The 22,667-nt window shown below is 56.5% G+C and carries 20 protein-coding genes and 2 pseudogenes; 9 read left to right on the top strand and 13 right to left on the bottom strand.

The window, feature by feature from the left end; all coding sequences use genetic code 11:
- The first annotated feature begins 610 nt into the window (after window positions 1-610).
- The 5 genes from RGCCGE502_RS18225 (at window position 611) to repC (ending at window position 5,820) form a co-directional block, all read left to right on the top strand.
- Window positions 611-832 carry a hypothetical protein gene (locus tag RGCCGE502_RS18225; protein ID WP_016555659.1) on the top strand — a complete coding sequence of 74 codons (222 nt, stop codon included), beginning with the start codon at window positions 611-613 and terminating at the stop codon, window positions 830-832.
- 590 nt (window positions 833-1,422) lie between these two features.
- Window positions 1,423-1,719, top strand: a complete 297-nt coding sequence (locus tag RGCCGE502_RS18215) for a hypothetical protein (protein WP_016555658.1) — start codon at window positions 1,423-1,425, stop codon at window positions 1,717-1,719.
- Between the two features lie 427 nt (window positions 1,720-2,146).
- Complete coding sequence (repA, locus tag RGCCGE502_RS18210) at window positions 2,147-3,352, top strand: plasmid partitioning protein RepA (RefSeq protein WP_016555657.1); 1,206 nt, start codon at window positions 2,147-2,149, stop codon at window positions 3,350-3,352.
- 75 nt (window positions 3,353-3,427) lie between these two features.
- Window positions 3,428-4,441, top strand: a complete 1,014-nt coding sequence (gene repB / locus RGCCGE502_RS18205; RefSeq protein WP_016555656.1) for a plasmid partitioning protein RepB — start codon at window positions 3,428-3,430, stop codon at window positions 4,439-4,441.
- A gap of 155 nt (window positions 4,442-4,596) precedes the next feature.
- Window positions 4,597-5,820: a plasmid replication protein RepC gene (gene repC / locus RGCCGE502_RS18200; protein WP_016555655.1), complete on the top strand. Its 1,224-nt coding sequence runs from the start codon at window positions 4,597-4,599 to the stop codon at window positions 5,818-5,820.
- Window positions 5,821-6,274: 454 nt separating this feature from the next.
- On the opposite strand, the pseudogene RGCCGE502_RS39220 reads toward repC, so the two are convergent.
- Together RGCCGE502_RS39220 and RGCCGE502_RS35450 are read right to left on the bottom strand one after the other, a co-directional pair.
- Window positions 6,275-7,885, bottom strand: a pseudogene (locus RGCCGE502_RS39220) (IS66 family transposase).
- 251 nt (window positions 7,886-8,136) lie between these two features.
- Window positions 8,137-8,681, bottom strand: a pseudogene (locus RGCCGE502_RS35450) (transposase); the annotation flags it as partial.
- A 50-nt stretch (window positions 8,682-8,731) separates the two neighbouring features.
- On the opposite strand from RGCCGE502_RS35450, the gene RGCCGE502_RS35445 reads away from it, so the two are divergent.
- Window positions 8,732-9,019 carry a hypothetical protein gene (locus RGCCGE502_RS35445; RefSeq protein ID WP_016555652.1) on the top strand — a complete coding sequence of 96 codons (288 nt, stop codon included), beginning with the start codon at window positions 8,732-8,734 and terminating at the stop codon, window positions 9,017-9,019.
- Window positions 9,020-9,323: 304 nt separating this feature from the next.
- Here the strand turns inward: RGCCGE502_RS35445 and RGCCGE502_RS18170 are convergent, their stop codons facing one another.
- From RGCCGE502_RS18170 to RGCCGE502_RS18145, 6 genes are all read right to left on the bottom strand, one after another.
- The gene (locus RGCCGE502_RS18170) at window positions 9,324-9,938 is read right to left on the bottom strand and encodes an RES family NAD+ phosphorylase (protein ID WP_016555651.1); all 615 of its coding nucleotides are present in this window, start codon (window positions 9,936-9,938) and stop codon (window positions 9,324-9,326) included.
- Window positions 9,939-10,577 carry a hypothetical protein gene (locus tag RGCCGE502_RS18165; RefSeq protein ID WP_040674994.1) on the bottom strand — a complete coding sequence of 213 codons (639 nt, stop codon included), beginning with the start codon at window positions 10,575-10,577 and terminating at the stop codon, window positions 9,939-9,941.
- 400 nt (window positions 10,578-10,977) lie between these two features.
- The gene (locus RGCCGE502_RS18160) at window positions 10,978-11,250 is read right to left on the bottom strand and encodes an XRE family transcriptional regulator (protein WP_244441731.1); all 273 of its coding nucleotides are present in this window, start codon (window positions 11,248-11,250) and stop codon (window positions 10,978-10,980) included.
- A 302-nt stretch (window positions 11,251-11,552) separates the two neighbouring features.
- Window positions 11,553-11,993 carry a sigma-70 family RNA polymerase sigma factor gene (locus RGCCGE502_RS35440; protein ID WP_244441738.1) on the bottom strand — a complete coding sequence of 147 codons (441 nt, stop codon included), beginning with the start codon at window positions 11,991-11,993 and terminating at the stop codon, window positions 11,553-11,555.
- Between the two features lie 150 nt (window positions 11,994-12,143).
- A complete protein-coding gene (locus RGCCGE502_RS18150) occupies window positions 12,144-12,434 on the bottom strand; it encodes a response regulator (RefSeq protein ID WP_016555647.1) in 291 nt (96 codons plus the stop codon).
- Window positions 12,435-12,827: 393 nt separating this feature from the next.
- Window positions 12,828-13,640 carry an endonuclease/exonuclease/phosphatase family protein gene (locus RGCCGE502_RS18145; protein WP_081647268.1) on the bottom strand — a complete coding sequence of 271 codons (813 nt, stop codon included), beginning with the start codon at window positions 13,638-13,640 and terminating at the stop codon, window positions 12,828-12,830.
- Window positions 13,641-13,704: 64 nt separating this feature from the next.
- Between RGCCGE502_RS18145 and RGCCGE502_RS18140 the strand changes: the two genes are divergently transcribed.
- A complete protein-coding gene (locus RGCCGE502_RS18140; protein ID WP_040674987.1) occupies window positions 13,705-14,673 on the top strand; it encodes a lysylphosphatidylglycerol synthase domain-containing protein in 969 nt (322 codons plus the stop codon).
- Here the strand turns inward: RGCCGE502_RS18140 and RGCCGE502_RS18135 are convergent.
- Entirely contained in the window at window positions 14,623-16,122 is a 1,500-nt protein-coding gene (locus RGCCGE502_RS18135) for a phospholipase D-like domain-containing protein (protein WP_500690612.1), read from the bottom strand. The genes RGCCGE502_RS18140 and RGCCGE502_RS18135 overlap by 51 nt on opposite strands.
- Before the next feature lie 178 nt (window positions 16,123-16,300).
- Here RGCCGE502_RS18135 and RGCCGE502_RS18130 point away from each other — a divergent pair, with 178 nt between their 5' ends.
- Together RGCCGE502_RS18130 and RGCCGE502_RS18125 are read left to right on the top strand one after the other, a co-directional pair.
- Window positions 16,301-16,747, top strand: a complete 447-nt coding sequence (locus RGCCGE502_RS18130; protein WP_016555643.1) for a DUF2231 domain-containing protein — start codon at window positions 16,301-16,303, stop codon at window positions 16,745-16,747.
- A 2-nt stretch (window positions 16,748-16,749) separates the two neighbouring features.
- A complete protein-coding gene (locus RGCCGE502_RS18125) occupies window positions 16,750-18,078 on the top strand; it encodes a PQQ-dependent sugar dehydrogenase (RefSeq protein ID WP_439332346.1) in 1,329 nt (442 codons plus the stop codon).
- 62 nt (window positions 18,079-18,140) lie between these two features.
- Here the strand turns inward: RGCCGE502_RS18125 and RGCCGE502_RS18120 are convergent, their stop codons facing one another.
- From RGCCGE502_RS18120 to RGCCGE502_RS18105, 4 genes are all read right to left on the bottom strand, one after another.
- Entirely contained in the window at window positions 18,141-18,860 is a 720-nt protein-coding gene (locus tag RGCCGE502_RS18120) for a metallophosphoesterase family protein (RefSeq protein WP_016555641.1), read from the bottom strand.
- Complete coding sequence (locus tag RGCCGE502_RS18115; RefSeq protein ID WP_244441729.1) at window positions 18,857-19,678, bottom strand: nucleotidyltransferase family protein; 822 nt, start codon at window positions 19,676-19,678, stop codon at window positions 18,857-18,859. Before RGCCGE502_RS18115 ends, RGCCGE502_RS18120 begins: the two co-directional genes overlap by 4 nt.
- Before the next feature lie 225 nt (window positions 19,679-19,903).
- Window positions 19,904-21,985: a glycogen debranching protein GlgX gene (gene glgX / locus RGCCGE502_RS18110; protein WP_016555639.1), complete on the bottom strand. Its 2,082-nt coding sequence runs from the start codon at window positions 21,983-21,985 to the stop codon at window positions 19,904-19,906.
- A 160-nt stretch (window positions 21,986-22,145) separates the two neighbouring features.
- Window positions 22,146-22,595 (bottom strand): hypothetical protein, encoded by a 450-nt coding sequence (locus RGCCGE502_RS18105; RefSeq protein WP_016555638.1) that lies wholly within the window; start codon window positions 22,593-22,595, stop codon window positions 22,146-22,148.
- Window positions 22,596-22,667 lie beyond the last annotated feature (72 nt).

Raw genomic sequence — 22,667 nt, 5'->3', positions numbered from 1 at the left:
CTGGCGCCCTTAGCGCTTCCCGCTGGTCATTTCCTTAACCTGCTGAAAGGATGCAATCAAAATACAAAACGGAAGTAAATAAGCCATTAGCTTCCGTTACTCGGTTTAAGCACTGGCAGTTGATCCGCTCACTTCTGAACGATCGCGCAGCTGTTCGCAAGGCTTCCCAAGCGACAAACAATTGTGCTTTTTGGTTCGATGTAGCAACAGCCTACGTAACAGATCATTTATGATGCACCGATCGAAATGATAGAGGCTCCATCTGCCAAAAGTTTAGTCCACCAATTGCTCTTCACTCTTGTGCAACCTCGGTCAAGTCGACCTTGCATGCGCCTTCGGGGAAAACGTATCCCGACTGCACGGTAATCCTATTAAGTGGGGCGCGTCCAGCCGGCCCCACTCAATAGCGAGAGCCCGGCGAGGAAACGCTTGGATCTTCTTTCGGCCCTCTCTGAGCCGCACCTTCGCTGACGCTCGCTCGGCCTGACCCATCCGGAAATCTGCCTCGGTCGCCAACCCATTCTCCGCCGCAGTTGATTGAGACTGGAGAATGAGTTAGCGCGTGGTCTGAACCCGCTTCTTTCAACAGGTGCGCTCTAAGGACTTACGAATGGAACAAGAAACCGTAACGATTGAAGGCCGCAATGCCTTTGCCCTATGGGCGATCGAAAGGGCTCGAGCGATCGTCGCTGAACAAGGTGGCAACCTAGCGATCGCTGCCCGTGACATGGATGAAAAGGCAATTGCCGAGACTGGCAACGCACTCGGTGCAGCGATCGCGGAAGCCTTGTTGGAAGTCTATGACGGATTAATTCCAGACGATGAAGATTAGCCAAATCTCTTGCTGGACCCAAAATTAGATTAGAAGTATCGAAAAGCCGGCGACGAACCCTCGCCGGCATCACGCCAAATCCTCCGCATCCAACGGGGATTCTAAAAATGCAATCGGGCTTGGCACGATCTCTATCGGAGACGACGGTCAAAGCGAACACGTCGCCTACGAGCTTTGAAACCGCTCAGATCTGGTTCGCCAGGATCTTTTGTAGACCGAAAGACCAGCGTCCGCCTCGTCCTGGTTACCGCCAAGTCGACATGTGGCCGAATCCGCAACGTTAATGCAAGCTGCGCCAGATTGACCGTTCTCGGGGCATGAAACCTTGGCGCGCCCGCGCGACAAACTCAATTGGCCGCGTGCCGACAGGACCAAGGCCGAAGTTGCCATGTTGGCCATCTGCCAGCTTGCAGACACCTGGCAATCTTCGTTCCGGAAAACACCCGGCATTCCATACATGCGACAAGGGGAGACCCTCCACGATAAAAGCGAAGATAGTTCCCAGCCCCGGCTCTGCCTTCCGGAACAACAGCGCCACGGCACCGTTTCCAATTTGGTTGCAATCATGCACCGCTACCAAGGAGGACGAAATGTCCGTCAAGCTCATCGCTACCTCACTTCTGGTCATCGGCCTTGCAGGCTCGGCATATGCGCAGTCGAACCCCGCCCCCGCAGGGTCCACCATGGACAAAAATCATGGGGCCGCTACAGAGACGACCAAGCCCATGAAAATGAAGAAGGTCGACAAGATGAAGACCAACAGCACGACCAAGAACTTCAACAAGGAAAACTGCAAGTCGCTGAAGGGGAAGAACTCGCTGCAAACGCAGGGCGGTAACAGCAACACCGAAAACTCCGAAGACACGTGCGCTGATAACAATAACTGATAGGTGTCTGTACGCGCGGGGTGACGGCTCCAACAGCCGTCATCCGCCATCTTCTCCCTTCTGCAAATCTGGTTCGCTTCGAATTCAGGCAACCGGGTAAAACCCCAACTTTAGCAACCAGGTGAGTCCAACTCACTGTCCGCTGCCGTCGTTCGCCGGCCGCCTTTGCACCTTCGTAGCGCGCTGTGTTACCTGCCGCCTTTTGACAGCCGTGCAAACGCGTAATTTATTGTTTAAAATCATATCGTTGGATCCATTCTTGTCGGGTCGGCTGCGCTTTGTGCGGTCAGGGCGAAACAAGATAAAGAATCGGGATATTAAGCCTTTGTTAACTAAAAACTTCTTGCGCCAGCCAGAGAATCGCATCTAAATCACGCTTATGATGCAGATCGCTTGAGAAAAGCGTTATTCCGGAAGATGGCAAGATATGAACATGGCACCAGTCTTCGTCGAAGACCTTGATTTTGACAAGGAAATCCTTGAGCAGGGCGAGCTGATCTCTGACAAGCTGAACATGCTTCGGCTGGAGCAGTACCCTCCGAACGCGATGAAGGGGCTCCGACAGTTTTCATTGGCGGAGGTCGCCGAGTATCTTGGCGTCACGCAAAATCACATCAAGAAGCTTCATCTCGAGGGTAAGGGCCCTGCGCCCCAGGTGTCTAGCTCGGGGCGACGGTCTTATACAGCCGAACAGATGATGGAATTGCGTCGCTACCTAGACAAACACGGCCGCTCAGACTTCAAGAAGTACGTTCCTCAACGCCGCAATGGTGAGGGCCTACAGGTTATCTCCGTCGTGAACTTCAAGGGCGGCTCTGGAAAGACGACCTCCGCAGCGCATCTCGCCCAGTATCTTGCTTTGACAGGCCATCGCGTCCTCGCGATTGATCTTGATCCGCAGGCATCGATGACAGCGCTTCATGGTATCCAGCCGGAACTCGATCGAAATCCCTCGCTTTACGAAGCCTTGCGTTACGACAACGATCGCAAATCGATCACGGAACTCATCCGCCCTACAAATTTCCCGGGCCTCGACATCGTTCCTGCCAACCTGGAGCTCCAGGAATACGAATATGAGACACCGCTTGCGGCGTCCAGCAAGAACCTTCAGGAAGGTAAGCTCTTTTTCACGCGCATCTCGACTGCCTTGAAGGAGGTCGACGATCGCTACGACGTCGTCGTGATCGACTGCCCGCCCCAGCTTGGCTACCTCACTTTGACGGCACTCACCGCTTCAACAGCTGTTCTGATCACCGTTCATCCTCAAATGCTTGATGTCATGTCAATGAGCCAGTTCCTGCTGATGCTTGGCGGCATCCTGGAATCGATCAAGGGCGCCGGCGCCGCCGTGAAGCTGAAATGGTTCCGCTACCTTGTGACTCGTTACGAGCCCACCGATCAGCCGCAGGCGCAGATGGTCGGATTTCTTCAAGCACTCTTCAACAAGCGCATGCTGAAGAACCAGATGCTGAAATCAACCGCAATTTCAGATGCCGGGATCACCAAGCAGACCTTGTATGAGATCGAGAAGTCTCAATTCACCCGATCAACCTATGAACGTGCCGTGGAAAGCCTGAATGCAGTCAACGGTGAGATCGTCTCGTTGATCCACAGCGCGTGGGGACGGAAGTGACATTTTTGACAGCCGTGCAAACCGCGAAAAAATCGATTTCTTTCAGAGGGATGGGCACTCGCAACGGAGACGGAAATGGCTAGAAAAAACCTTCTTGCAAGCATCACGGCCACGATGGGCGACGATGTCGACCGCGGCGCCCTGTCTGCGTCGGAGGCTCGGGCCTCGTACACGAGGCGAGGCGCTTCAAGGTCAATGATTCAGTCCCTCGACGAGCTCGCCGAGACATCTATGCGCGTCCTCGACGGCGAGGCGGTCATTTCACTCGACCCTGGTGACCTCGATGGATCTTTTGTTGCCGATCGTATTGGTGACGACGATGAGGCCTTCCAGAGCCTAAAGGAAGCCATCCGACATTCCGGCCAGTCGACCCCTATCCTGGTGCGTCCGCATCCGACGGATGATGGCCGGTACATGATCGTGTTTGGCCATCGCCGTGCGCGCGCCGCACGTGAACTAGGATTGAAGGTGAGGGCGGTCGTCAAGCCGCTCGCCGACATCGAACACGTCATCGCCCAGGGCCAGGAAAACACGGCCCGGGCAGATCTGACTTTCATTGAGAAGGCGATCTTCGCCAACAGGCTCCAGAGAAGCGGAATGTCGAGGGATGTCCTGAAGACGGCACTGACCGTCGATGACAGCCTGCTGTCGCGAATGCTATCTGTTGCCGAGGCCGTACCGGATGCCGTCCTTGACGCGCTTGGAGCCGCAAAAGGTATTGGCCGTGACCGCTGGGAAGAGCTGAAGAAGCTGCTATTGAATCCTTCGGTCAGCGCCCGCGCCCGCGAGACTGTCGAGGAACAAGCGTTCGTCGCATGCGAAACGGATGAAGCGAAGTTTCTCTTTCTTCTTTCCACCCTCAAGTCGGCCGGAAAATCGAATCGCCGCCTCAAGCAAGCGAGAGGAAGCACCGCGTGGACACCGTCGGACAAGTCCGTGACTGTGCTGGCGACTCCCAAAGGCAACGGCCTCATCATGGAGTTTGGAAATCCGAAGGGCAAATCCTTCGGGCAATGGCTCTCCAGCAACCTGGAAAGCCTCTTCGAGCAGTATTCGAGTTCTGAAGAGAAACAGAAAACGGGAGATTGAACAGCAAAAGAAAAAGGCCCCCTCAACGTTGCCGCCGTGGAAGCCTTCCTCTGATCTAGACAACCAGAGAATCGCACTTCCTCGAATCACAGTCAAGAGTCTTTGGCACCGTTTTGGTGAGCAGATTTCTTTTGCCTTCTGAAAGGTGAAGGAAAATGCAAGGTGAACATGTGACGACGCCCTTTGGGCGGCGGCCGATGACGCTTGCGCTGGTGAGACGGCACACTGCTGTAGCCGAAATCAGCCAAGGCAAATCGGTAAATAAATGGAGCGTCTTTCGAAACGTCTCCGAAGCAATGCAATCCCTCGGCCTGAAAGACCGCAGTCTGGCTGTGCTCGACGCGCTTTTGAGCTTCTATCCCGACAATGAGCTTTGCCAAGACGCTCAACTCGTCGTCTTTCCGTCGAACGCGCAATTATCGCTCCGGGCTCATGGTATCGCTGGGGCGACGCTGCGCAGGCATATAGCCCTTCTCGTGGAAGCCGGCGTGATCCTTCGCAGGGACAGTGCCAATGGCAAGCGATATGCCCACCGGGGCAGGGGAGGGGAGATCGAAACCGCCTATGGCTTCGATCTGTCGCCGCTGCTATCGCGCGCCGAAGAGTTCGCGGTGGTCGCCAAGCGCGTTGTAGCCGAGCGATCAGCCTTGCGCAGGGCAAGAGAAAGTCTGACCATCTGCCGGCGCGACGTGCGGAAGCTGATTAGCGTTGCCAAGCAAGAAGGCGTCGATGGCGACTGGCAAACAATCGAAGATATCTATCAGAGCCTTATCGAGACCCTGTCCCGTTCACAGTCGCTCGATGACATCACCCTCATTCTCGATGGAATGAGCCGCCTGCAGTCGAAAATCATCAATGTCCTGAAATTGCACCGGGATTTGGATAATTCGAGCACCAATGACGCTCACAATGAGCACCACACACAGAGTTCTAACACTGAATCTCATATTGAATCTGAAGCATTCGCCCAAAGGCCAGCTTGCAGTCCCTCAATCCGCCAAGAGCCGTCACACGCTCCACCCAACCAAGCCTTACCGCTGAGCCTGGTGCTGAAGGCATGCCCTGACATTGCAGCCTATGGACCCGGTGGCGTCATTCATAGCTGGAATGACCTGAAGAAGGCGGCTGCTGTCGTCAGATCGATGCTAGGGGTGACCTCTGCGACCTTTGATGACGCCTGCCACGTGATGGGCCCCGAGAACGCCGCTGTTGCCCTGGCATGCATCCTGGAGCGAGGTCGGTTTATCAACTCGGCTGGCGGATACCTCAGGGATCTCACGCGCCGTGCCCAGATCAAGCAGTTTTCGCCCGGCCCGATGCTGATGGCGCTGGCTCGGAAAAGCATGACGGGAGGCAAAAGCATGGATTCTGTCCCCTGAGATGGCGCAGCCCGCAAACCGCGCTGAAAACACCACTTTTGCGGCGATCCTGGCGAAATTCGATGGACGGTTTTGATGATGTTTTGTATAAGAATGCCAGAGCGCTCAAGAGGCCCGCTGGCTTTGCGGGGGCATGTGCGAGCGGGTGCTCGCCTTTCTCGACCTCACCTTTGCATCCTCCAGTGCGGGCGATGACGGCGCATACGAACAGGCGGAAGAGAAGGCCCCGTTTACTTCCGTTACGCTTTCTATGTTCAAGAAACAGAACCGGTTACTTATTCCGTATCCTCTGCAGACACCGGTAGCCGGGGCAGATCTGGAGGCCGTGCTGTCGTATTGGGCAGTCGAGATAGGCGAGCCTCTTACCAGCAATCGGGGTGCTGGTGGCAAGCGGCTGGTATGGCCGGTGGAGAGTGAGAGCGAACCGTCGCGTCATTTCCCGGGAGGGGCGCCGTTAGGCTTTCGCAGCGACAAGGTTGGCAAGCGGCGGGATGACCTCACCGCAAATGCCGAGCCGGTGGCCGAGGTAGTGATAGAAAGAAAGCCTAAGCTTCGGTAGGTCTTCATCAAACCAAGCATGGTGTCACGGGCAACGCGGCCGTCGCGGCTGACAGTGCCGCGGGAGATCTTTCGCTTGGTAACGAAGCTGCGCAAGTCGTTCTCTGATGCGTTGGTGTGCAACGGGATCGTCGGCCAATCGAGCACCCGCAGCAGTTCATGTTTGCGCCGGTGAAGACGTGCCAGCAATGCGTCAAGCTCTGCATGCCGGTGTGTAGGGTAAAAATCCTGTCGAACCTTTGGCGGAATCCGCTGGCAGCCTCTGGTGACGGCTTTTGCAACAGATTTCGCGTGCTTCGGCTTTACAGGCATCAGCTTTTGCAGAAGGCGTTCGGCGTGAACCCAGCACAAAGCATGATTGCCAATACCAAACTGGCCGGCATCGTCGGAGATGATTACCGTGTCGCCCACAAGGCCGTGATGGTGGATGGAACCCCAGGTAGCCGCTTCCCCCAGAATGCGGACCGCAGCCTTGTCGAAGATGTCGACGCCTTGTCCTGCCAGGTATTCGAGAAAGGGCACCTGGTTGCAAAAGCGCATCGGCTCAGGTGCTCGCAATCTGGCAGTCACGGCCACAGAGGAAGGGTGGCCTTGTAAATAGTCAAATGCGGCGTCGTTGAGGACATAGTCGTGATAACTGCCGCACAGCAGCGATAGGAAATTCAGCCGCGACTTCGATGCGGTTGTGCGGAACACCGCAAAGTGTTCGCCGCCAATCTGGGTGGTGTAGAAATTATCATGGGCGTGACAAGCGCCGGTGTCGTCGACTGTGACATAAGGTGCGGACACCATGCCGGCATGTAGCACCGACATATCCTCAACGACAAAGCCATCCAGTCCCTTGGTCAGAAGGCGCACGACCTGGCGCTTCGATATGTCGACGCCGATATCGTTCAACAAGGTCGTCAGCCGCCCTGTGGCCACCTGTCCCTAGGTATGCAGCATCAGGCAAAGCCGCCTAAGGTTCGCGCCACAACCACCTACGATGCCTTGCGGCAGCGATGCAGTAACCATCCTACCGTCAGGGGTGATCCAGCATTCGCGTCGATAGTGCACAGCTCGGCCGCAAGCACCACATCGCGTACAAAGCAGCTTTTATATCCTTTGAAACGCGAGCCAGCCGGAACGCTGACGCGTAAAATCTCTTCCCGGCTTGTCCGCTCGACATCGCGCTTCGGGCCACGCGGCGCCTTCTTCCCCGCTTTCTTGTCGCCTGCACTGACATCCGTTGCCTTCTCCATGCCGGAAGGGCGAAAGGGCGGGCGTGGCGCAGATTTCTTAACCGTGCGATTTCGTCACGCAGTAACTGGTTGTCCACCTTTAAACGGGTGTTTTCCAGACGAAGTTCTGCGTTCTCTTCGCGAAGGGTGGCGTTCTCTTCGCGAAGCTTTTTTACCTCCGCTGAAAGAGCGGCGACTTGATCAATAAGTCCAGCCACCATGCTGCGCAACGCATTCAGCGAAAGCGTATCGGCGGGCTCAGACGAGGGAAGCGATTTCTTCGTCATCCCACGACTGAATCATGATTTGCCCCAGCCGGGAATCCCTCGCGACGATAGGCATCTATAAAAGCGTGCGCTTATACACACATCTCTGTTCCATAGACGGAAAAACCTGCCACTCAATCTGCCCCACTTACGTAACCGGGGCAAATTTCCGGGCAGAACAAATCCATGGTGATAGTTACGGCACGGCCTTGAGTGCTGAGGTTGGCTGACGTTAGGCTGATGTGATCTCGAACCTGCGAGAACCCCATGCGGACAGCACGGGGTCGGGCCTTCCGCTTGCGAACGGAAAGCCCTTCCTCGCGATACAGCCGATAGATGCGATTAACGCCGGACGGCTCTCCATCCCGCCGAAGCAGGATGAACAGCCGACGGTAGCCGAAACGCCGCCGCTCGTTGGCGAGGTCGCGCAGCTTCGCTCGCAGATCGACCTCCGGCGGTCGACTGGACCGATAACGGATCGTCTTGCGGTCGGCGGATATGATCTGGCAGGCCCGACGCTCCGAAAGGCCCATGACGGCCTTCAGATGGGTGACGGCTTCACGCTTGGCGGCAGGCCCCACCATTTTTTTGCAAGAAGCTCGCGGAGTGCGGCTGCATCCAGCATCTGCTCGGCCAGCAACTTCTTTAACCTGGTATTCTCGCCCTCAAGCGCCTTCAGACGCTTCGCTTCCGAGACTTCCATGTCGCCGTATTTGGCTTTCCAATTATAAAACGTTGCTTCTGAAATCCCGTGCTTGTGTCCTTCATTTCGGTCGGCGCGATTGGCACCTGACGTCAATCCTCCTTTGCGGGCGATTTTCAGGAGCAGCTATCCAGTGTAGAATTTATCTCCAAAGGAGAAATGCCATGCGCCGGTTCGACCTTGCAGTTTATGTGGCCTTGACCTTTGGCCTTTACCCCACCGCCCATGCCCAGTCCCTGCCGGATCAGGTCGGGCCGGCATTTGACGATCATAGTGAGATCCCTTCAGAAGAGGCCATCACCAATCCGAGCTTCGGCAGCGTCGCCACAGACAGCCAAAAGATCGGTCCCTCGCCGACAGGCACCACGAAACAGGAAGATTGTCACAGGCGCAAGGATGTCAGAACGGATCGGTCCAACTCCGGCAGGGGAAAGCTCGACTGCGTAAGATAGCTCTCGTCTCGCGATCAACTCCAGCCGCAATGATGGCGTAGGCTTGTAGTCGCACTCAACCGACAAGGCCGAAGCAATAAACTTCAGCCCACCACCAAATCAAAGCCCGGCGGATGTGGATACACGCCGGGCCTGTCGCGGAGCTGCATCAGGTCCCACAGCGTGTCTGCGGAGCGCCGCAGGCAGAAACTGAGGACGAACCTCCAAACACAAGCGATATCGGTGCGGCGGGTATCAGGATCGATCTGTCGAGGATTGGCGGTCAGAAATGACCTGTCGATCAACTCTGAACGCGACTACGGGATCAGGGATCGATAATCGCAACGTTCAGGTCATCGAGCACATTCGCGAGACCCGGCGCCCGTATCAGCCTTGTCGCGCCGACAGCCTTCAGCTTGCCAATGGCTCGATCGAACACTGCAACATTCGTGTGTCCGTTTAGCCTCGAGGGATAAATGATGCCGTCGACCTGAACTCGATGTTCATGGAATGCGACTGCCCACTCGCGAGCAAGGGATTGCTTGGTGGATTTTGCCACATCCGTCGGCACACCCATCTTGATCGCTCCATCGTCGCGCAGATCAACCATTGTCAGTGGGTCGATCACCTCGATCTGAGCGAACTGTCGGTCACGCAACTCTGACTCGGCAATTGGCAGATCTCCGATCAACCCATCGCGCTGATCCCTCAGCAAAGCTTCGAGAAAGCATACCTTGACGGTGTCACCCATGTAGAGCACGCCAAAGCGATTTTCGGCCCTTCGGCGCCGCGGGTCGCTGAAGCGGCTCGGCGTCTTTCCGAAGCCGAGCGGGTCAGGGTATCTCGCGAGATGGATGCGGCCGAACCGTGAGCCGGGCGCAACGACATGTAGATGCAGGCTTGCCGTTTCGAAGCCGGCGGGCGGTAGTGCATTTCCCATTTAGCGGAAATCTCGCCCAACGCTTTCCGCAGCCGAGATCGCCTCTTCAGTCCGCCCACGCTCCAGAGCTTCACGACCCGTAAGACCGTCAAGTTCACCATGCGGCTGGACCAGGAAGCGATAGACCGCCCAGGCACCACCGAGCCTCTCGTGGAGAATAGACAGTGCAGCAAATGGCTTGCCATCAGAATCGAGCTGCCAATCGGGAAAGCGATACCCGCGCTTGGCGCCATCGAGCCCGAGCACCTGCCCGTTTTGCCGCTTGGTATTGATTGTCACGCGCGTCGTTCCGAGCAGGCGTGCAAACTCGTCAGCGCTGAGCATATCGCCGCGCTCGAGGATTTCTGCGGCTTTCGAGCGTCCGCGTGCCCGTGCTGCGGCAAGAGCCTGCTCGAGGCCAGCGTCTGCGGTGCTCGCGTGCTCAGCCACAGTAGGGGCGGCCAATACCTCGTCTTCGACCGGGGTGACGACCATGTCGCCTTCAGGATCGACGTCAACCCGGAAGCTCACACGCCTGCCGGCGGTTCGACTCCTGGAAATCGCCTGACCATATTGCTGTAGCAGAGCCTGCACGCGCTTCGGCTTGTCGGACAGGACCTTGGTCGCACTGTCCGGGACTTTGATTTTGAAGCCGCTCATACCTTCTGGCAGCGCTCCCGCGCCCGTCGCCAGGAAAAACGCCATGGACCTAGCTGGTCCATCCCTGCGGGCCGAGCCGTCTTTGATGCTTGGTTTTGCCTTGGGAGATGCCATGACATGTCCTCCATACAGAAATACCTATATGGCAAAGATGGATAAGTTCGTCAAGTTCGTAAAGAAAACTCAGCCGCCACTAGCTACTACCCCACTTTAAGTCAGGAATCGCTTAAGACTCAAACCAGCGGATCGCGAGCTCGTGCTGCTTACCGGGCTCGCGGCGATCATCCTGATCTGCTGCCGCCTCCTATTGGGCATAGCGCTGTATCAGCGATCGATTGAACGACGATGGAGACTAACAGCCGTCTTTCCTTGGGCGGCCAGAACGGACCCGGGAACAGGATTACCCTCCCGCACCGGGCGGCGCATCGTTAACGAGATATTCCTTGTACTGAACCGTGTCCCTTTCATCAGTGAAGACCCTCTCCGCTGGCCGGAAGCGAACTCCGGGTCCCCCCTCGCTTGAATGTTCTATGATGAATCGGACGCCGCCGCGCTCCACCGACGCGATAATGTCCTGTAGCATCGCTGTATCGTCGGCAATTGTCCCTTTCCGGTTTTCCAGATCTTCGATGGCGCCGACGCTCACGCCTGAAGCATTGGCCAGGTCGGCCACCTGCCAATCCAAAAGAGCTCTAGCCGCCTTTATCTGACTACCCAGTATCATCAAGTTCACTCCCGAGGCACGGGTCATTTGCCGAGCAAGGAAGGACGGAAGGTGCCCGACAAAATGCCGAACGCGCAACACTCTATCCCGTTCCCACATTCTTCAAACATACCGATGACTGTGGTGCTGCGACTGCTAGATCGGCTGTGGCCGCTGCAGGCATGGGTGTCACAGCAAGCCCTAACGGCACCGGATGGCGAGGCATTGAGGTCTCTTAAAAAGGCGCGATCCGCGATCTCCCTGACGCCCCGCTAGGACAAGGCACTCATCAAGTGTCGGCGTGCGCGATTCACACGACTTTTGATGGTGCCGATGGGGCAATGGAAATGATCGGCTGCTTCCTCGTAACTGCGCCCGTCAATGAAAACGAACTCGAACGCGCCGCGATATATCTCAGGCAGGCGCACGCAAGCGGCCTCCAACTCGTGGCCTCGGATGTGCCACTCCTGGTCTGGCTGAACGCTTTCACGCAACGACACACATTCCACGGCCCCAACGGCTTCTCTTTTCGTCAAACGATAGCGCGTGCAGAAGCAGTTACGCATGATTGTGAAAAGCCAGGACTTGAGCCGGGTTCCATCCTTGTAACGATCAAGGTGAATAAGCGCGCGGATCAAGGTTTCTTGAACGAGGTCGTCGGCATCGGCGGGGTTCCGGTAAAAGGTCCTCGCAAATGCACGCAACGCCGGCATCAGATCCACGATTTCCCGCCGTACGGAATCGGTTGAACTATACACTGATATGGCCTTCCCTTGGAGATATAGGAGGAGAAGGGCTAATGGAGGACTTCGTTCCGGCTTCATTCCTTGCGTACGAAACCGCACGGATCGACAGGTGGACACTTACGTCGAGGCGCCAATTCCGAAGAGAGCCTCGCCAATATGCCGGAGTTCCGTCTCCCTCGCGCAAAGATGAAAGCCGCCATAGGTACCCGGCAGTTCCGGATCGACGTAAGCAGTAGCGAATACAAAAGGAATGTTGAGCGATAATAGCCTTTCCGCCATGGGAAACACTGTGTCGCCATCGAACTGTAGGTCGAGGATTGCAGCATCAATGTTCTGATTCTCCAACAAACTCAGGCCCCGCTGCACCGATGGTGCAGCGATTACGATAGCGCCGCTCGCCTCGAGCATGAGACGAGTATCGTCGTCGAGAAGGTGTTCCTCCTCTAAAATCAGGATTGTTCGGCCTGCGAACGACTGGGGCGCCTTCTGTATCAGTCGAGAAATCCTTGTTAAACTGCTTGCGCAGCTCCCCGCGTTAACTGCAGTTAGATGAGGTGGTCAAAAGCCGAGGTCTTCCCTTGCCACGTCTGGGTGCAAGCCGCTCGCGCGCCAGCAAGTCCCTCGATGCGCCATTGCCTACCAGCCGTGGTGCGGTCGCCTTCTGGTCGAGCTGTTCAGCTTGCATATTCTAATGACTTCGAACAGCGCTGGCCGCCTTTAGTTCCCGACCCGAGGATTGATCAACAGTCTCTTGCACTCACCGTTGCTTTTCACATGCGGATATAAGACGGCAAGTCTATCTCAATATGCCGGTTGTGCGCAGAGAGATCCGCCGCATCGGGCAAGAGCGTCGAGTCCTTCAGGAGCATGCAAATCCAATTCAACCATTAGCGGTAAATGGTCCGATGCCCGGCGGGCAAGTCGGTCGATCGATATGTCCGATGCGGCGACGCCGAACTCTTTTGACACGAAGATATGATCGAGACGCAATATCGGAAACCGTGATGAAAAAGTCGGCCGAGGCTTGCGACCCGCCAGCAATTGCGCGTCCTTAAAGCGCTGCGCCAGGCGCCGGTAAACTGAGGACGATGCCACCGCGTTGAGGTCGCCACAAATGATAGCAGGCAGCGCGCCGAACGCGGCGCTGCCCATCCATTCCTCACCGAGGAGTGTTGCAAGCTGTTGCATTCGATCTCTTGCCCGCAAGCCAAGATGGGTATTGATCACATTTACGCGGTGCCATGTACGGACCTCCAGCCAGATCGCGCCACGCGTTTCGCCGACCGAGGGCAGGGGCCCGGCCCTGACCAGTCTCGTGGGAAGCGCTGTCAAGATCGCATCGCCGTAGCGTTCTTCCTGAACGTGAAGTGTGGGATGGAAGTGAGCGTCCATGTTAAGAAGGGTTGCGATGGTGTGAGCCTGATCGACACCTCCAGTTCGCTTTCGTCCGACGTCAAGCTCGTGGAGGGCAATGATGTCGGCTTTCGATCGCGCGATAACCTCTGCGATGCGGTTCGGGTCCAAACGTCGATCCATGCCGATGCAGCTGTGAACGTTGTACGTGAGGATCCTCAATCCGCGCAGAGGGGCCGGTAATGATGCTGAAGGGCTCATTTGGCGGGAACCCGTGTTGCATTACTTCGTTCCCATTGACAGCTTCAATGCAATCGGAACCTTCATGACAGCCAAGCGTATTTTCATCAATCTGACCCTTGTATTCGGCCTTCTTCTCGCAGCATATCTTGTTTACAAGGTCTTCAATCGGTATTCGCCTCGGGAAATCATGGAGTCCATGGGGGCAATTCCGAAAGCCCGACTGATGGCGAGCCTCGGGTTCTGTGCGCTTTCCTATTTGTGCCTGACCGGCTTTGATTGGATGGCATTGCGCTACGCCGGCAAGCCACTGACCTATCCACGGGCCGCGATTGGCTCCTTCACAGGTCTTTCGATCGGGCACAATCTCGGTGTTGCAGCGCTCAGCAGCGGCGCCGTACGGTATCGCTTCTACTCCCGCTGGGGTCTGGATACCCAAGAGGTGGCTAAGGTAATCCTGTTTTGCGGCGTCACTGTTGGCATCGGCCTGTCGACCCTGGCTGGCCTTGCGCTGCTCGTCAATCCCGGTGATGCGAGCAATCTCCTCCACATCGGCTCCGCCAGACTTCTGTGGATGGGAATCTTTTGTCTCTCTGTTCCCGTCGTTTACGTCATCTTGGCCGGAATGCTGCGATCGGAGTTGAAGCTCTGGAGGTGGAGTTTCGAAATGCCCAATGTCCGATTGGCATTGGGTCAGGTCATTATTGGCACCCTCAATTTCGTTTTCGTTGCGGCCTGCCTGCACCAGCTCTTGTCGGCGAGCGGCGATGCGAGTTTCATCCAGACAGCAACGGCTTTCGTCCTGGCCAACCTCGCAATCCTTATCACCCATGTTCCGGGCGGCCTTGGCGTGCTGGAGGCGACGGTCAACCACGTTTTGCCAGGCAACGCCTCGATTGGTGCTCTTGTCGCCTTTCGGGTGATTTATTTTCTTCTTCCGCTGATGGTCGGCCTCATTGTCTTGGGGATCAGCGAACTGATCCTCCGCAAGCGAAAAATTGCTTCAACCGTGTCCACTCAGGATGCGACCGAGGCGCAGGCGCAGTCGCTGTAGGGGCCAGTAGGGTTTGCGGGGATCCACAAACAATGTACCCGGAAACAATTCCGTTCTTCCCTGGATATCGATGGGGAATTCTTTCAGTCTTCGTTGCCCCGTATTAAGCTTATCGATTGTCATCAGCATTGAGTTGCAAGACCGTTCCAACTCGCTGACTTTTGCCGGACTCGTGTCTAGATGCTCTGCCATTAGGCGATGTCGCAGGGCAGACATCGCTTCTTGATGCATCTGGCAATTTGCCTCGAGGGCAAGATCACATTCGGTATCCAAGCCTTCGGATCGGTTGTTGAGGTTGGATGAACCGATGCGCATAAAGCGATCATCAACAACGATCAGCTTCGAGTGAACATTAAGCTCCTGCTCGCCGATTTGCTCGTCCGGAACGACGGCATACATAACTTTCAGTCGATCATGACGGTCGACGCGCTTGAGACGTCGGATCAACCGGTCCCGGTTGTTCCCCATTGCGACCTTTTCGATAAAGCCGTGCGAGCTTTTTGTAACGACGACCACGATTTCAGGTCCATCTGGCTCTTTTAGTCGCTTCGCGATCGCCCGAGCGACACTGGAAGACGCAAGGTACTGTGTTTCGACGTAGATCAGACGCCGTGCGGAAGCGATGGCGTCCCTCGTGAGCCGTCGCGCCTCATATCGTCCTCTTTTCCCTATGAGACCGGGTTCGGTCAACGCAATCGCGGCAGGAATACTTTCCATCTCGGCAGCGATGGCCGGCCAGATATTCGACGGTCTCGTGGGGGCCTCGATTTTTTCGCCCGTTGCTTTCTTCCAGCGACGGCGCGCGACGTCCCCGACCAGCTGTGCTGCCGTGCCCGAGATGACACACTGGATATCGTGAACCGGCTCGTAAGGCGTGCCGTCGGGGGAGCGACGCAACGGGTTTGATACGCGATGGTCAGGCTCGTCCCATCGCCTGGCGGTAAGGTCAACCCCACCCAAAAAGGCGAGGTTTCTGTCAATGGATACAAGCTTTTGATGGTGGCATGCGCGAAGGGGGTGACGAAAATCGAAGCGCAAGGAAATCTGCGGGTGAGAGATGGGATTGCGACGGAAGAGCTGCAAGGACTTGCCTGAATAGATTGGTCCCATTCCCCAGACGAGGATCCGCACCTGCAATTGCGGATGGATGTCGACCAAGGAGAGAAGCAGTTCGCCAAGTGTTTCCGTGCTCGTCCTAGGTCTCAGTTGGATGTCTGGATTGAAGTCCCAGCCGACGATCCAGATTTCGCGGCGGCCCTGCCTCAGCGCTTGGTCCAGGGCGGAAAAATAGGCTGCGCCATCGATGAGGAATGCAGCCTTGTCCGCAAATCCGCTCCGCCAGGCATTCCGCCCCGGGCGGATGACCGATTGCCCAGGCAAGACCGGTTGACCCTGTCGAAAGGCTGAGCCAACCAGGTTGATTGGATTGACCGCTTTCGGGGCGCCCACGTTTTGAAACTCCAGCATTCTGTCCCGTTTTCCGTTGCCATAGAAGTCTCGCGTAACGCGTGAGCAGGCTTATGGGTTCCAGCCCAGGTCGAGGTGCTGGCTAACGGCTGCAACGTCTGGCGCTGGAACATTCGAGCTGCCGGGTCGTTTGACCCGAACGTTCAGCCGGATCAATGTCATGCCATACCAAGCTCTGCTCCCCGCACAACCCGTGGTCCCAAGGACCTCCTTCCGCTCCATTCCGCTGCATTTCGCGGCAACCTGTTTTACCGGCGCCCTGCTGACCGACATTGCCTATTGGAAGACAGCTGAAATGACCTGGGCAAATTTTTCAGCCTGGCTTCTCGCGGCAGGCTTGGTGATGGGCGTCATCGGAGCGATAGCGATTATTGCGGATTGGATGCGCGGCGTTCTGCCGATGGCCCGATTGCGTCTTGTCCTCTACCTCGGATGTCTTGCAGCAGCATTCGTCCTCAGCTTTGTCAACACGCTCATTCACAGCAGAGACGCCTGGACGTCGGTGGTACCGACCGGCTTGGCGTTGTCAATGGCAACATTCGTGGCAATCGTCATCGGCGCGTTGGTTGGTGCCGGCGTACAGCGTCATCCAGCAGAGGGTTCATGACCATGACAGGATTTTCAGCCAGCGTGAAGGTCCGGGCCTGTTCAATATTATTGGCTTCGACCGTATTGGTTTCATGCGGTGACGATGATCCGGATCCATCCAGTGGCGTTGGTCCGAAACCCGATCTGCCTCAACAGTCCCAGTATCTCTTCCCTCCGATGCATCTCGCCAAGGTCGTCGGTTGGAGGAACAACGAAACGCCTTCGGTAGCGTCGGGTCTGAAGATTGCGGCTCTCGCGCAGGGACTGCAGCACCCAAGATCGGTATACCCGCTGCCGAATGGCGACGTGCTGGTGGTCGAGTCGGTGGCGCCTCCAGAAGCATCGCCGAAGCGCCCCAAAGACATCATCATGGGCTTAGTCCAAGCCTTCGCTACCAACAGCGGGGGCGGAAAGCCAGCCAATAGAATTACGCTTCTACGCGACACAGACGGTGACGGAAAGGCCGATATCAAGGAGATCTTCCTGGAACATCTGAATTCGCCGTTCGGTATCGCTCTCGTGGGTGATGAACTCTACGTCGCCAACACGGATGCGATCATGCGATATCCCTACAAGGAAGGTGATACGAAAATCTCTGACTCGGGGACGCGTCTGACCGAATTGCCGGGCGGGCCGATCGATCATCACTGGACAAAGAGCCTCGTGGCGAGTGAGGACGGTTCGCGCCTCTATGTCGGTGTGGGGTCAAACAGCAACATCACGGAAAACGGCATTGAGGCCGAAAAGGGACGGGCAGCAATCTGGGAGGTGGATCGCGCATCGGGTAGAGCTCGGATTTTCGCAGACGGCCTTCGCAATCCTAACGGCCTGACCTTTGAACCGTCGACAAAGGCGCTCTGGACGGTCGTCAACGAACGTGACGAACTCGGGCCCAACCTCGTTCCCGACTATATGACGTCGGTGAAGGAAGGCGGTTTTTATGGGTGGCCATACAGCTATTACGGAAAGAACGTGGATCCACGCGTGATGCCGCAAAGGCCTGACCTCGTTGAAAAGGCGATCCCGCCTGATTATGCCCTCGGTTCTCATGTTGCCCCGCTGGGGCTAGTCTTCAACCAAGGACAGGGCCTCACTGCTGCCTACGCGGGAGGTGCCTTTGTTGGCGAACATGGCAGTTGGAACCGACACTCCTTCAATGGCTATAAGGTCGTCTACGTGCCGTTCGCAGCAGGCGTGCCGAGCGGAACGCCGGTCGACATCGTCACCGGCTTCCTGAGCGAAAAGAATGAAGCCAGGGGCAGACCTGTCGGTCTGGCGATGGACAAGGCGGGTGCGCTGCTTATTGCTGATGATGCAGGCAATACCGTCTGGCGTGTCACGCCTGGCTGACGCACGTGATGAAGGAGGTCCGGTTCTGCTCCGAAAAGTTCATGCCGCAACGTCAGTTGAGGTCAAAGTTCAAGGATTGCGTATGGCTTCCCGTTTGGCTTTTCGACGTGGGCTGCGACGTTGTACACCGGAGCGCCCCGTGGTGTTTTTCCTTCATAGGTTCCGCCGTGAGCATGACCGTGTACGACCGCCGCCACGTTGAATCGGTCGATGGTTTCCGCAAGTCTCGATGATCCGAGAAATGGATAGATTTCCCGGGGTTCGCCCTCGACGGTCTCGGCAATCGGTGCATAGTGAAGCACCACCATTGCGCGGTCCGACCTGACCCTGCGTAGTGCGTTTTCCAGCCGCATGGATTCTTCGACGCTTTCGGCAACCATGGCCTTGATGGCGCTTTCTCCAAAAGAGCTAAGCATGTATCGGCCGAAACCGCCGGCGAAACCCTTGACGCCGACGAAGGCCGCACCGTTTATCTCGGTTGGATTGCCGTCAAGGAGTATGACCCCTGCGCCGGTTAGCAAAGTGGATACTTCCTCAACCATCCCGCTCTCATAATCATGGTTGCCCAGGACGGCGACGACCGGGATTGTGCAGCTTCGCAAATCCGCTGCCAGCAACTCGGCCTCCTTTGGTTTGCCGAGATCTGTCAAATCGCCCGCAATGACCAAAACGTCGGCAACACTCGATATCTCCGTAAACATATCCTTATACGAGGTTTTTCCATCCTCCTTCACATGCAGGTCCGCGACTGCTGCCACCTTGAGCTTGCCTGCATTATTCATTCATCGATCTCCCAACTGCCTCCCACATCGCCTTCGCCGCCGACATCTGCGAAGCCCCACTCTTTCACATCAATCTCGTAGTCGATGCGTGAGTACATTCGCCCGCGGCAGATACGCATTTGCGGCAGGGGCAGCTCGCGCTGAGCCTTCAGGCGATCAATCAGTTCGTCCAGAAGCCACTGGGGAACCCTGTCCCGCTCCGTAGGATATATCCATCGAAAGTTCAGGAGATGGATAAGAAGCACCTCCCAATGCACTTCGAGATATCCAAGCAATCTCGTCCAATCGATTTCGTTGCTGGCCCGCAAGATGACGTGGGCGATATCAGCACCATCATATCGGTGTCTGAGTTGAATGAAGCATTTCGACCAGATCAGTTCGGTTGGACTGACGATTCGAACGGGAAACCCGCACAGTTCGATGAGCCGGGCGTCATCAAACCACGCATCGCCGACCGGCATGGTGCCATTCGATGACGCGAAGATGACATCAAAAAAGTGTTTTCCTTTCAGTACCTTCCCGATCCAACGCTCATCCTCGACTGCAATTTCATAGTTGCGTTTTTTGAAATATCCAAGGATGCGGGCGTAATCTCCGGCCTTGCAGAATATGTCGAGATCCTTTGTGAGGCGAGAGATGCCGGTGTAGGCACTGACTGCGTAAGTCCCTGCAACCAGAAAAGGCATTTCGGAAAGTGCAAGTTCCTCGATTGCCTTGGCCACGAATGGCTCAGCGTCAGGATCGATGAGCTGCGGGATAGCCCGTGCCTTCATCATGGGACTGTCGGACGTTTCGGATGTCATAGGAGGCACGCTCATCCAAATTCCTCTGAGGCGGTCGCTCCATCAACCCGCGAAAGCGATCGATGTTCCGGAATGGCTCGTTAATCGCCGCGCGGGCAAGAAGCGTCTGCGGTTGTCGAGGCAAGCAGTGCAACGCTTTCGTGAACCTTATGCACCGGCTTGGGCCAAGCTGACGCAAGCCCAACGTCCAGGCAAGGTAGCTTTACGCGTGAACAGAGAGGCTCGCGCTTCTTCACCCGCTCAAGCTCGCCTCAGAAGGACCAGGCTCCTGGGCTCCAGATCATAGTGATCCCCTTCGTCCAGATCGACATTCTTCGCGTCGGGATCGGCGGTTGTGAGCTCTACGATCCATCTGCCGTCTTCGATGGGTGGCAGATTGAACGGGACCTGACCGTCATGAGGATTGAACAAGACCAGCACGTCCGTCCAGGAGTTTTCATTGTCGCCCAGATGCTCACCGGTAAGACGAAGTCCGAGTGTCGTGCTTCCCTCATCGTCCCAGTGGTCATCGGTCTGCTCACCGCCCCCAGGGTTGAGCCAGGTGATCGCGAGGCCATTGCGCCAGCTTTCACGACGCAGGAGTGGTTGTTCCTTACGGAGCGCGATCAGCCGAGTTGTGAAGTTTCGCAAAACCTGTGCACTTTCCGGCAGCCCCTCCCAATGCAGCCAACTTATTTCGCTATCCTGGCAATACCCATTGTTGTTACCCATCTGGCTGCGGCCGAACTCGTCGCCAGCCAACAGCATCGGTACGCCGTGAGACATGAGGAGGGTGGCCAGGAAATTCCTCTTCTGGCGATCGCGAACAAGATTGATCCCCTCGTCGTCGGTCGGGCCCTCGACCCCGTAATTGAAGCTCCTGTTGTGGTCGTGACCATCCTGGTTGTCTTCACCATTCGCTTCGTTGTGTTTTTCGTTATACGAGACGAGGTCGTTCAGCGTGAATCCGTCATGCGCCGTCACGAAATTGACGCTTGCCCAGGGCCTGCGCCCCCGGAAGTCATAAATGTCGCCCGATCCGAGCACGCGAGCGGCGAAGTCGCGCGCGGTGCCATCCTCGTCCTTCCAGTAATCGCGCATTGTATCGCGGTATTTGTCGTTCCATTCTGACCAGCCGGGAGGGAAACCACCGACCTGATAGCCGCCCGGTCCGATGTCCCACGGTTCTCCGATCAGCTTGATACGGGAAAGGACCGGATCCTGTCCAACTGCATCGAAAAAGCCACCTCGCTGGTCGAAACCCTGTGGTTCTCGTCCGAGGATCGTGCCGAGGTCGAAGCGGAATCCGTCAATATTCATGACCTGCGCCCAGTAGCGCAAGGAATCCGTGATCATTTGCAGTACGCGGGGATGCGATGTGTTGACGGTGTTTCCGGTGCCGGTGTCGTTGATGTAGTAGCGTGCTTCGTCGGGCATCGTGCGGTAATAGGAGAAATTGTCGATGCCCTTGAAGGAAAGGGTGGGTCCGAGCTCGTTTCCCTCCGCGGTATGATTGTAGACGACATCAAGGATGACCTCTATTCCCGCATCATGGAAAGCGCGCACCATCTCTCGGAAGCCCGATAGGCCACGCGGCCCGTAGTAGCGAGAAGCAGGTGCGAAGAAGCCGATCGTATTATACCCCCAATAATTCCTCAGGCCCCTGTCGAGAAGGTGGGCATCGTCAGGAAAATAGTGGACGGGGAGGAGCTCGATCGATGTGATTCCAAGGCTCTTTACGTACTCAACGATCTCCCGGTGCGCCAAGCCCTCGAACGTTCCCCGCAACTTTTCGGGGACCGCAGGATGCAATTGGGTCATCCCCTTCACATGCGCCTCGTAGAAGATGGAACGCGACCAGGGTATGCCGGGATTTACATCGTCGATGGAGCCGAAGTCGGTCGGGTCGACCACACGGCATTTTGGCATGTCAGGCGCGCTGTCGGCTTCGTTGAAGGACAGGTCCTTTTCCTCACTTTCCAGATCATAACCAAAGCAGGATTGACCCCAACGGATGTCTCCGACAATTTCCCGAGCGTATGGATCAATGAGAAGTTTATTGGGGTTGAAGCGATGGCCGTTTTCCGGATCATGAGGCCCGTGAACCCTGTACCCGTAAAGCGCACCGGGCTTCAAACCCGGGATGCGGCCATGCCAGATTTCGTTGGTATATTCTGGAAGCTCGATACGTTGTTCGTTGTTACCGTTGGCATCGAAGAGGCAAAGCTCAACCCGTTCGGCATGAGCTGAGAAGAGAGCGAAGTTGACGCCATCGGCATCAGGTGTCGCGCCGAGAGCGAAATGGTCACCTGCCTCGACGTCGAACTGGGATTTTTGCGGCATGAATGTCCCCGGATGTGGTCAGCGCGATAGGAACACATGTTTCGTCCCTTTGTTCCACGCTCGTGTCCGGCTGGCTTTCCGGGATGCCGTGATGACGTGCTTTGTTTCTGAAGGTGCAGGAACGGTGCATCCAACCGTCCTGCCTTGCCTTCCCGGGTATCTAGTCGACCTGCATGGGGAGAATCGTGTTGACAGAAATCTCGCCAGAAATCACTCCCCTCGTTAGATCGGCGCGGTTGCGATCAATTTCGATCACGGTGTAGAGCTTGTCATCACGAAAGGCGCTTGCATTAGCAGTTGTCACGTCCTCTGCAGGCGCAGCGTCTATTTCCATGAAATCCAGCTCTCGACTGGCGGCGACGATGCGCGCATCGCCTGAAGTCCGCGCGGCAACGACAACCACACCGTGATTTGTAGCATTATTCCACCGCGGGTCATCAGGCGCCGCGAGCGGTTCCAGGCGGTAGATGTTTAGCGGCCCAGCAAGATCGGACGCGCTTTGAGCTTTAGCATCCCGCATTTGGGCCTGGCTCTCCACGGATTGCCCGAAAGTCGTGGAGCTGGTCGCGTTGTTGACGCCATCTTCGCCGGTTCTAACAACATTGGACATGTCTGCATCTCCTTCGTGATAGACATGAGCAATCGACCAGTGTCGACTTTGTTCCCGACGCGGGTGGAGCAA

It is taken from the genome of Rhizobium grahamii CCGE 502 (assembly GCF_000298315.2).
Classification (GTDB): domain Bacteria; phylum Pseudomonadota; class Alphaproteobacteria; order Rhizobiales; family Rhizobiaceae; genus Rhizobium; species Rhizobium grahamii.
The sequence above is the reverse complement of the archived record's forward strand: the minus strand, read 5'-3'. Positions and strand labels throughout refer to the sequence as shown.

Excerpts from the sequence above, each read along its gene's own strand:
- RGCCGE502_RS18225 (WP_016555659.1), top strand. The coding sequence starts at position 611 with ATGGAACAAGAAACCGTAACGATTGAAGGCCGCAATGCCTTTGCCCTA.
- RGCCGE502_RS18215 (WP_016555658.1), top strand. The coding sequence starts at position 1,423 with ATGTCCGTCAAGCTCATCGCTACCTCACTTCTGGTCATCGGCCTTGCA.
- repA (WP_016555657.1), top strand. The coding sequence starts at position 2,147 with ATGAACATGGCACCAGTCTTCGTCGAAGACCTTGATTTTGACAAGGAA.
- repB (WP_016555656.1), top strand. The coding sequence starts at position 3,428 with ATGGCTAGAAAAAACCTTCTTGCAAGCATCACGGCCACGATGGGCGAC.
- repC (WP_016555655.1), top strand. The coding sequence starts at position 4,597 with ATGCAAGGTGAACATGTGACGACGCCCTTTGGGCGGCGGCCGATGACG.
- RGCCGE502_RS35445 (WP_016555652.1), top strand. The coding sequence starts at position 8,732 with ATGCGCCGGTTCGACCTTGCAGTTTATGTGGCCTTGACCTTTGGCCTT.
- RGCCGE502_RS18170 (WP_016555651.1), bottom strand. The coding sequence starts at position 9,938 with ATGGGAAATGCACTACCGCCCGCCGGCTTCGAAACGGCAAGCCTGCAT.
- RGCCGE502_RS18165 (WP_040674994.1), bottom strand. The coding sequence starts at position 10,577 with ATGAGCGGCTTCAAAATCAAAGTCCCGGACAGTGCGACCAAGGTCCTG.
- RGCCGE502_RS35440 (WP_244441738.1), bottom strand. The coding sequence starts at position 11,993 with ATGCCGGCGTTGCGTGCATTTGCGAGGACCTTTTACCGGAACCCCGCC.
- RGCCGE502_RS18150 (WP_016555647.1), bottom strand. The coding sequence starts at position 12,434 with ATGCTCGAGGCGAGCGGCGCTATCGTAATCGCTGCACCATCGGTGCAG.
- RGCCGE502_RS18145 (WP_081647268.1), bottom strand. The coding sequence starts at position 13,640 with ATGAGCCCTTCAGCATCATTACCGGCCCCTCTGCGCGGATTGAGGATC.
- RGCCGE502_RS18140 (WP_040674987.1), top strand. The coding sequence starts at position 13,705 with ATGACAGCCAAGCGTATTTTCATCAATCTGACCCTTGTATTCGGCCTT.
- RGCCGE502_RS18130 (WP_016555643.1), top strand. The coding sequence starts at position 16,301 with ATGCCATACCAAGCTCTGCTCCCCGCACAACCCGTGGTCCCAAGGACC.
- RGCCGE502_RS18125 (WP_439332346.1), top strand. The coding sequence starts at position 16,750 with ATGACAGGATTTTCAGCCAGCGTGAAGGTCCGGGCCTGTTCAATATTA.
- RGCCGE502_RS18120 (WP_016555641.1), bottom strand. The coding sequence starts at position 18,860 with ATGAATAATGCAGGCAAGCTCAAGGTGGCAGCAGTCGCGGACCTGCAT.
- RGCCGE502_RS18115 (WP_244441729.1), bottom strand. The coding sequence starts at position 19,678 with ATGAGCGTGCCTCCTATGACATCCGAAACGTCCGACAGTCCCATGATG.
- glgX (WP_016555639.1), bottom strand. The coding sequence starts at position 21,985 with ATGCCGCAAAAATCCCAGTTCGACGTCGAGGCAGGTGACCATTTCGCT.
- RGCCGE502_RS18105 (WP_016555638.1), bottom strand. The coding sequence starts at position 22,595 with ATGTCCAATGTTGTTAGAACCGGCGAAGATGGCGTCAACAACGCGACC.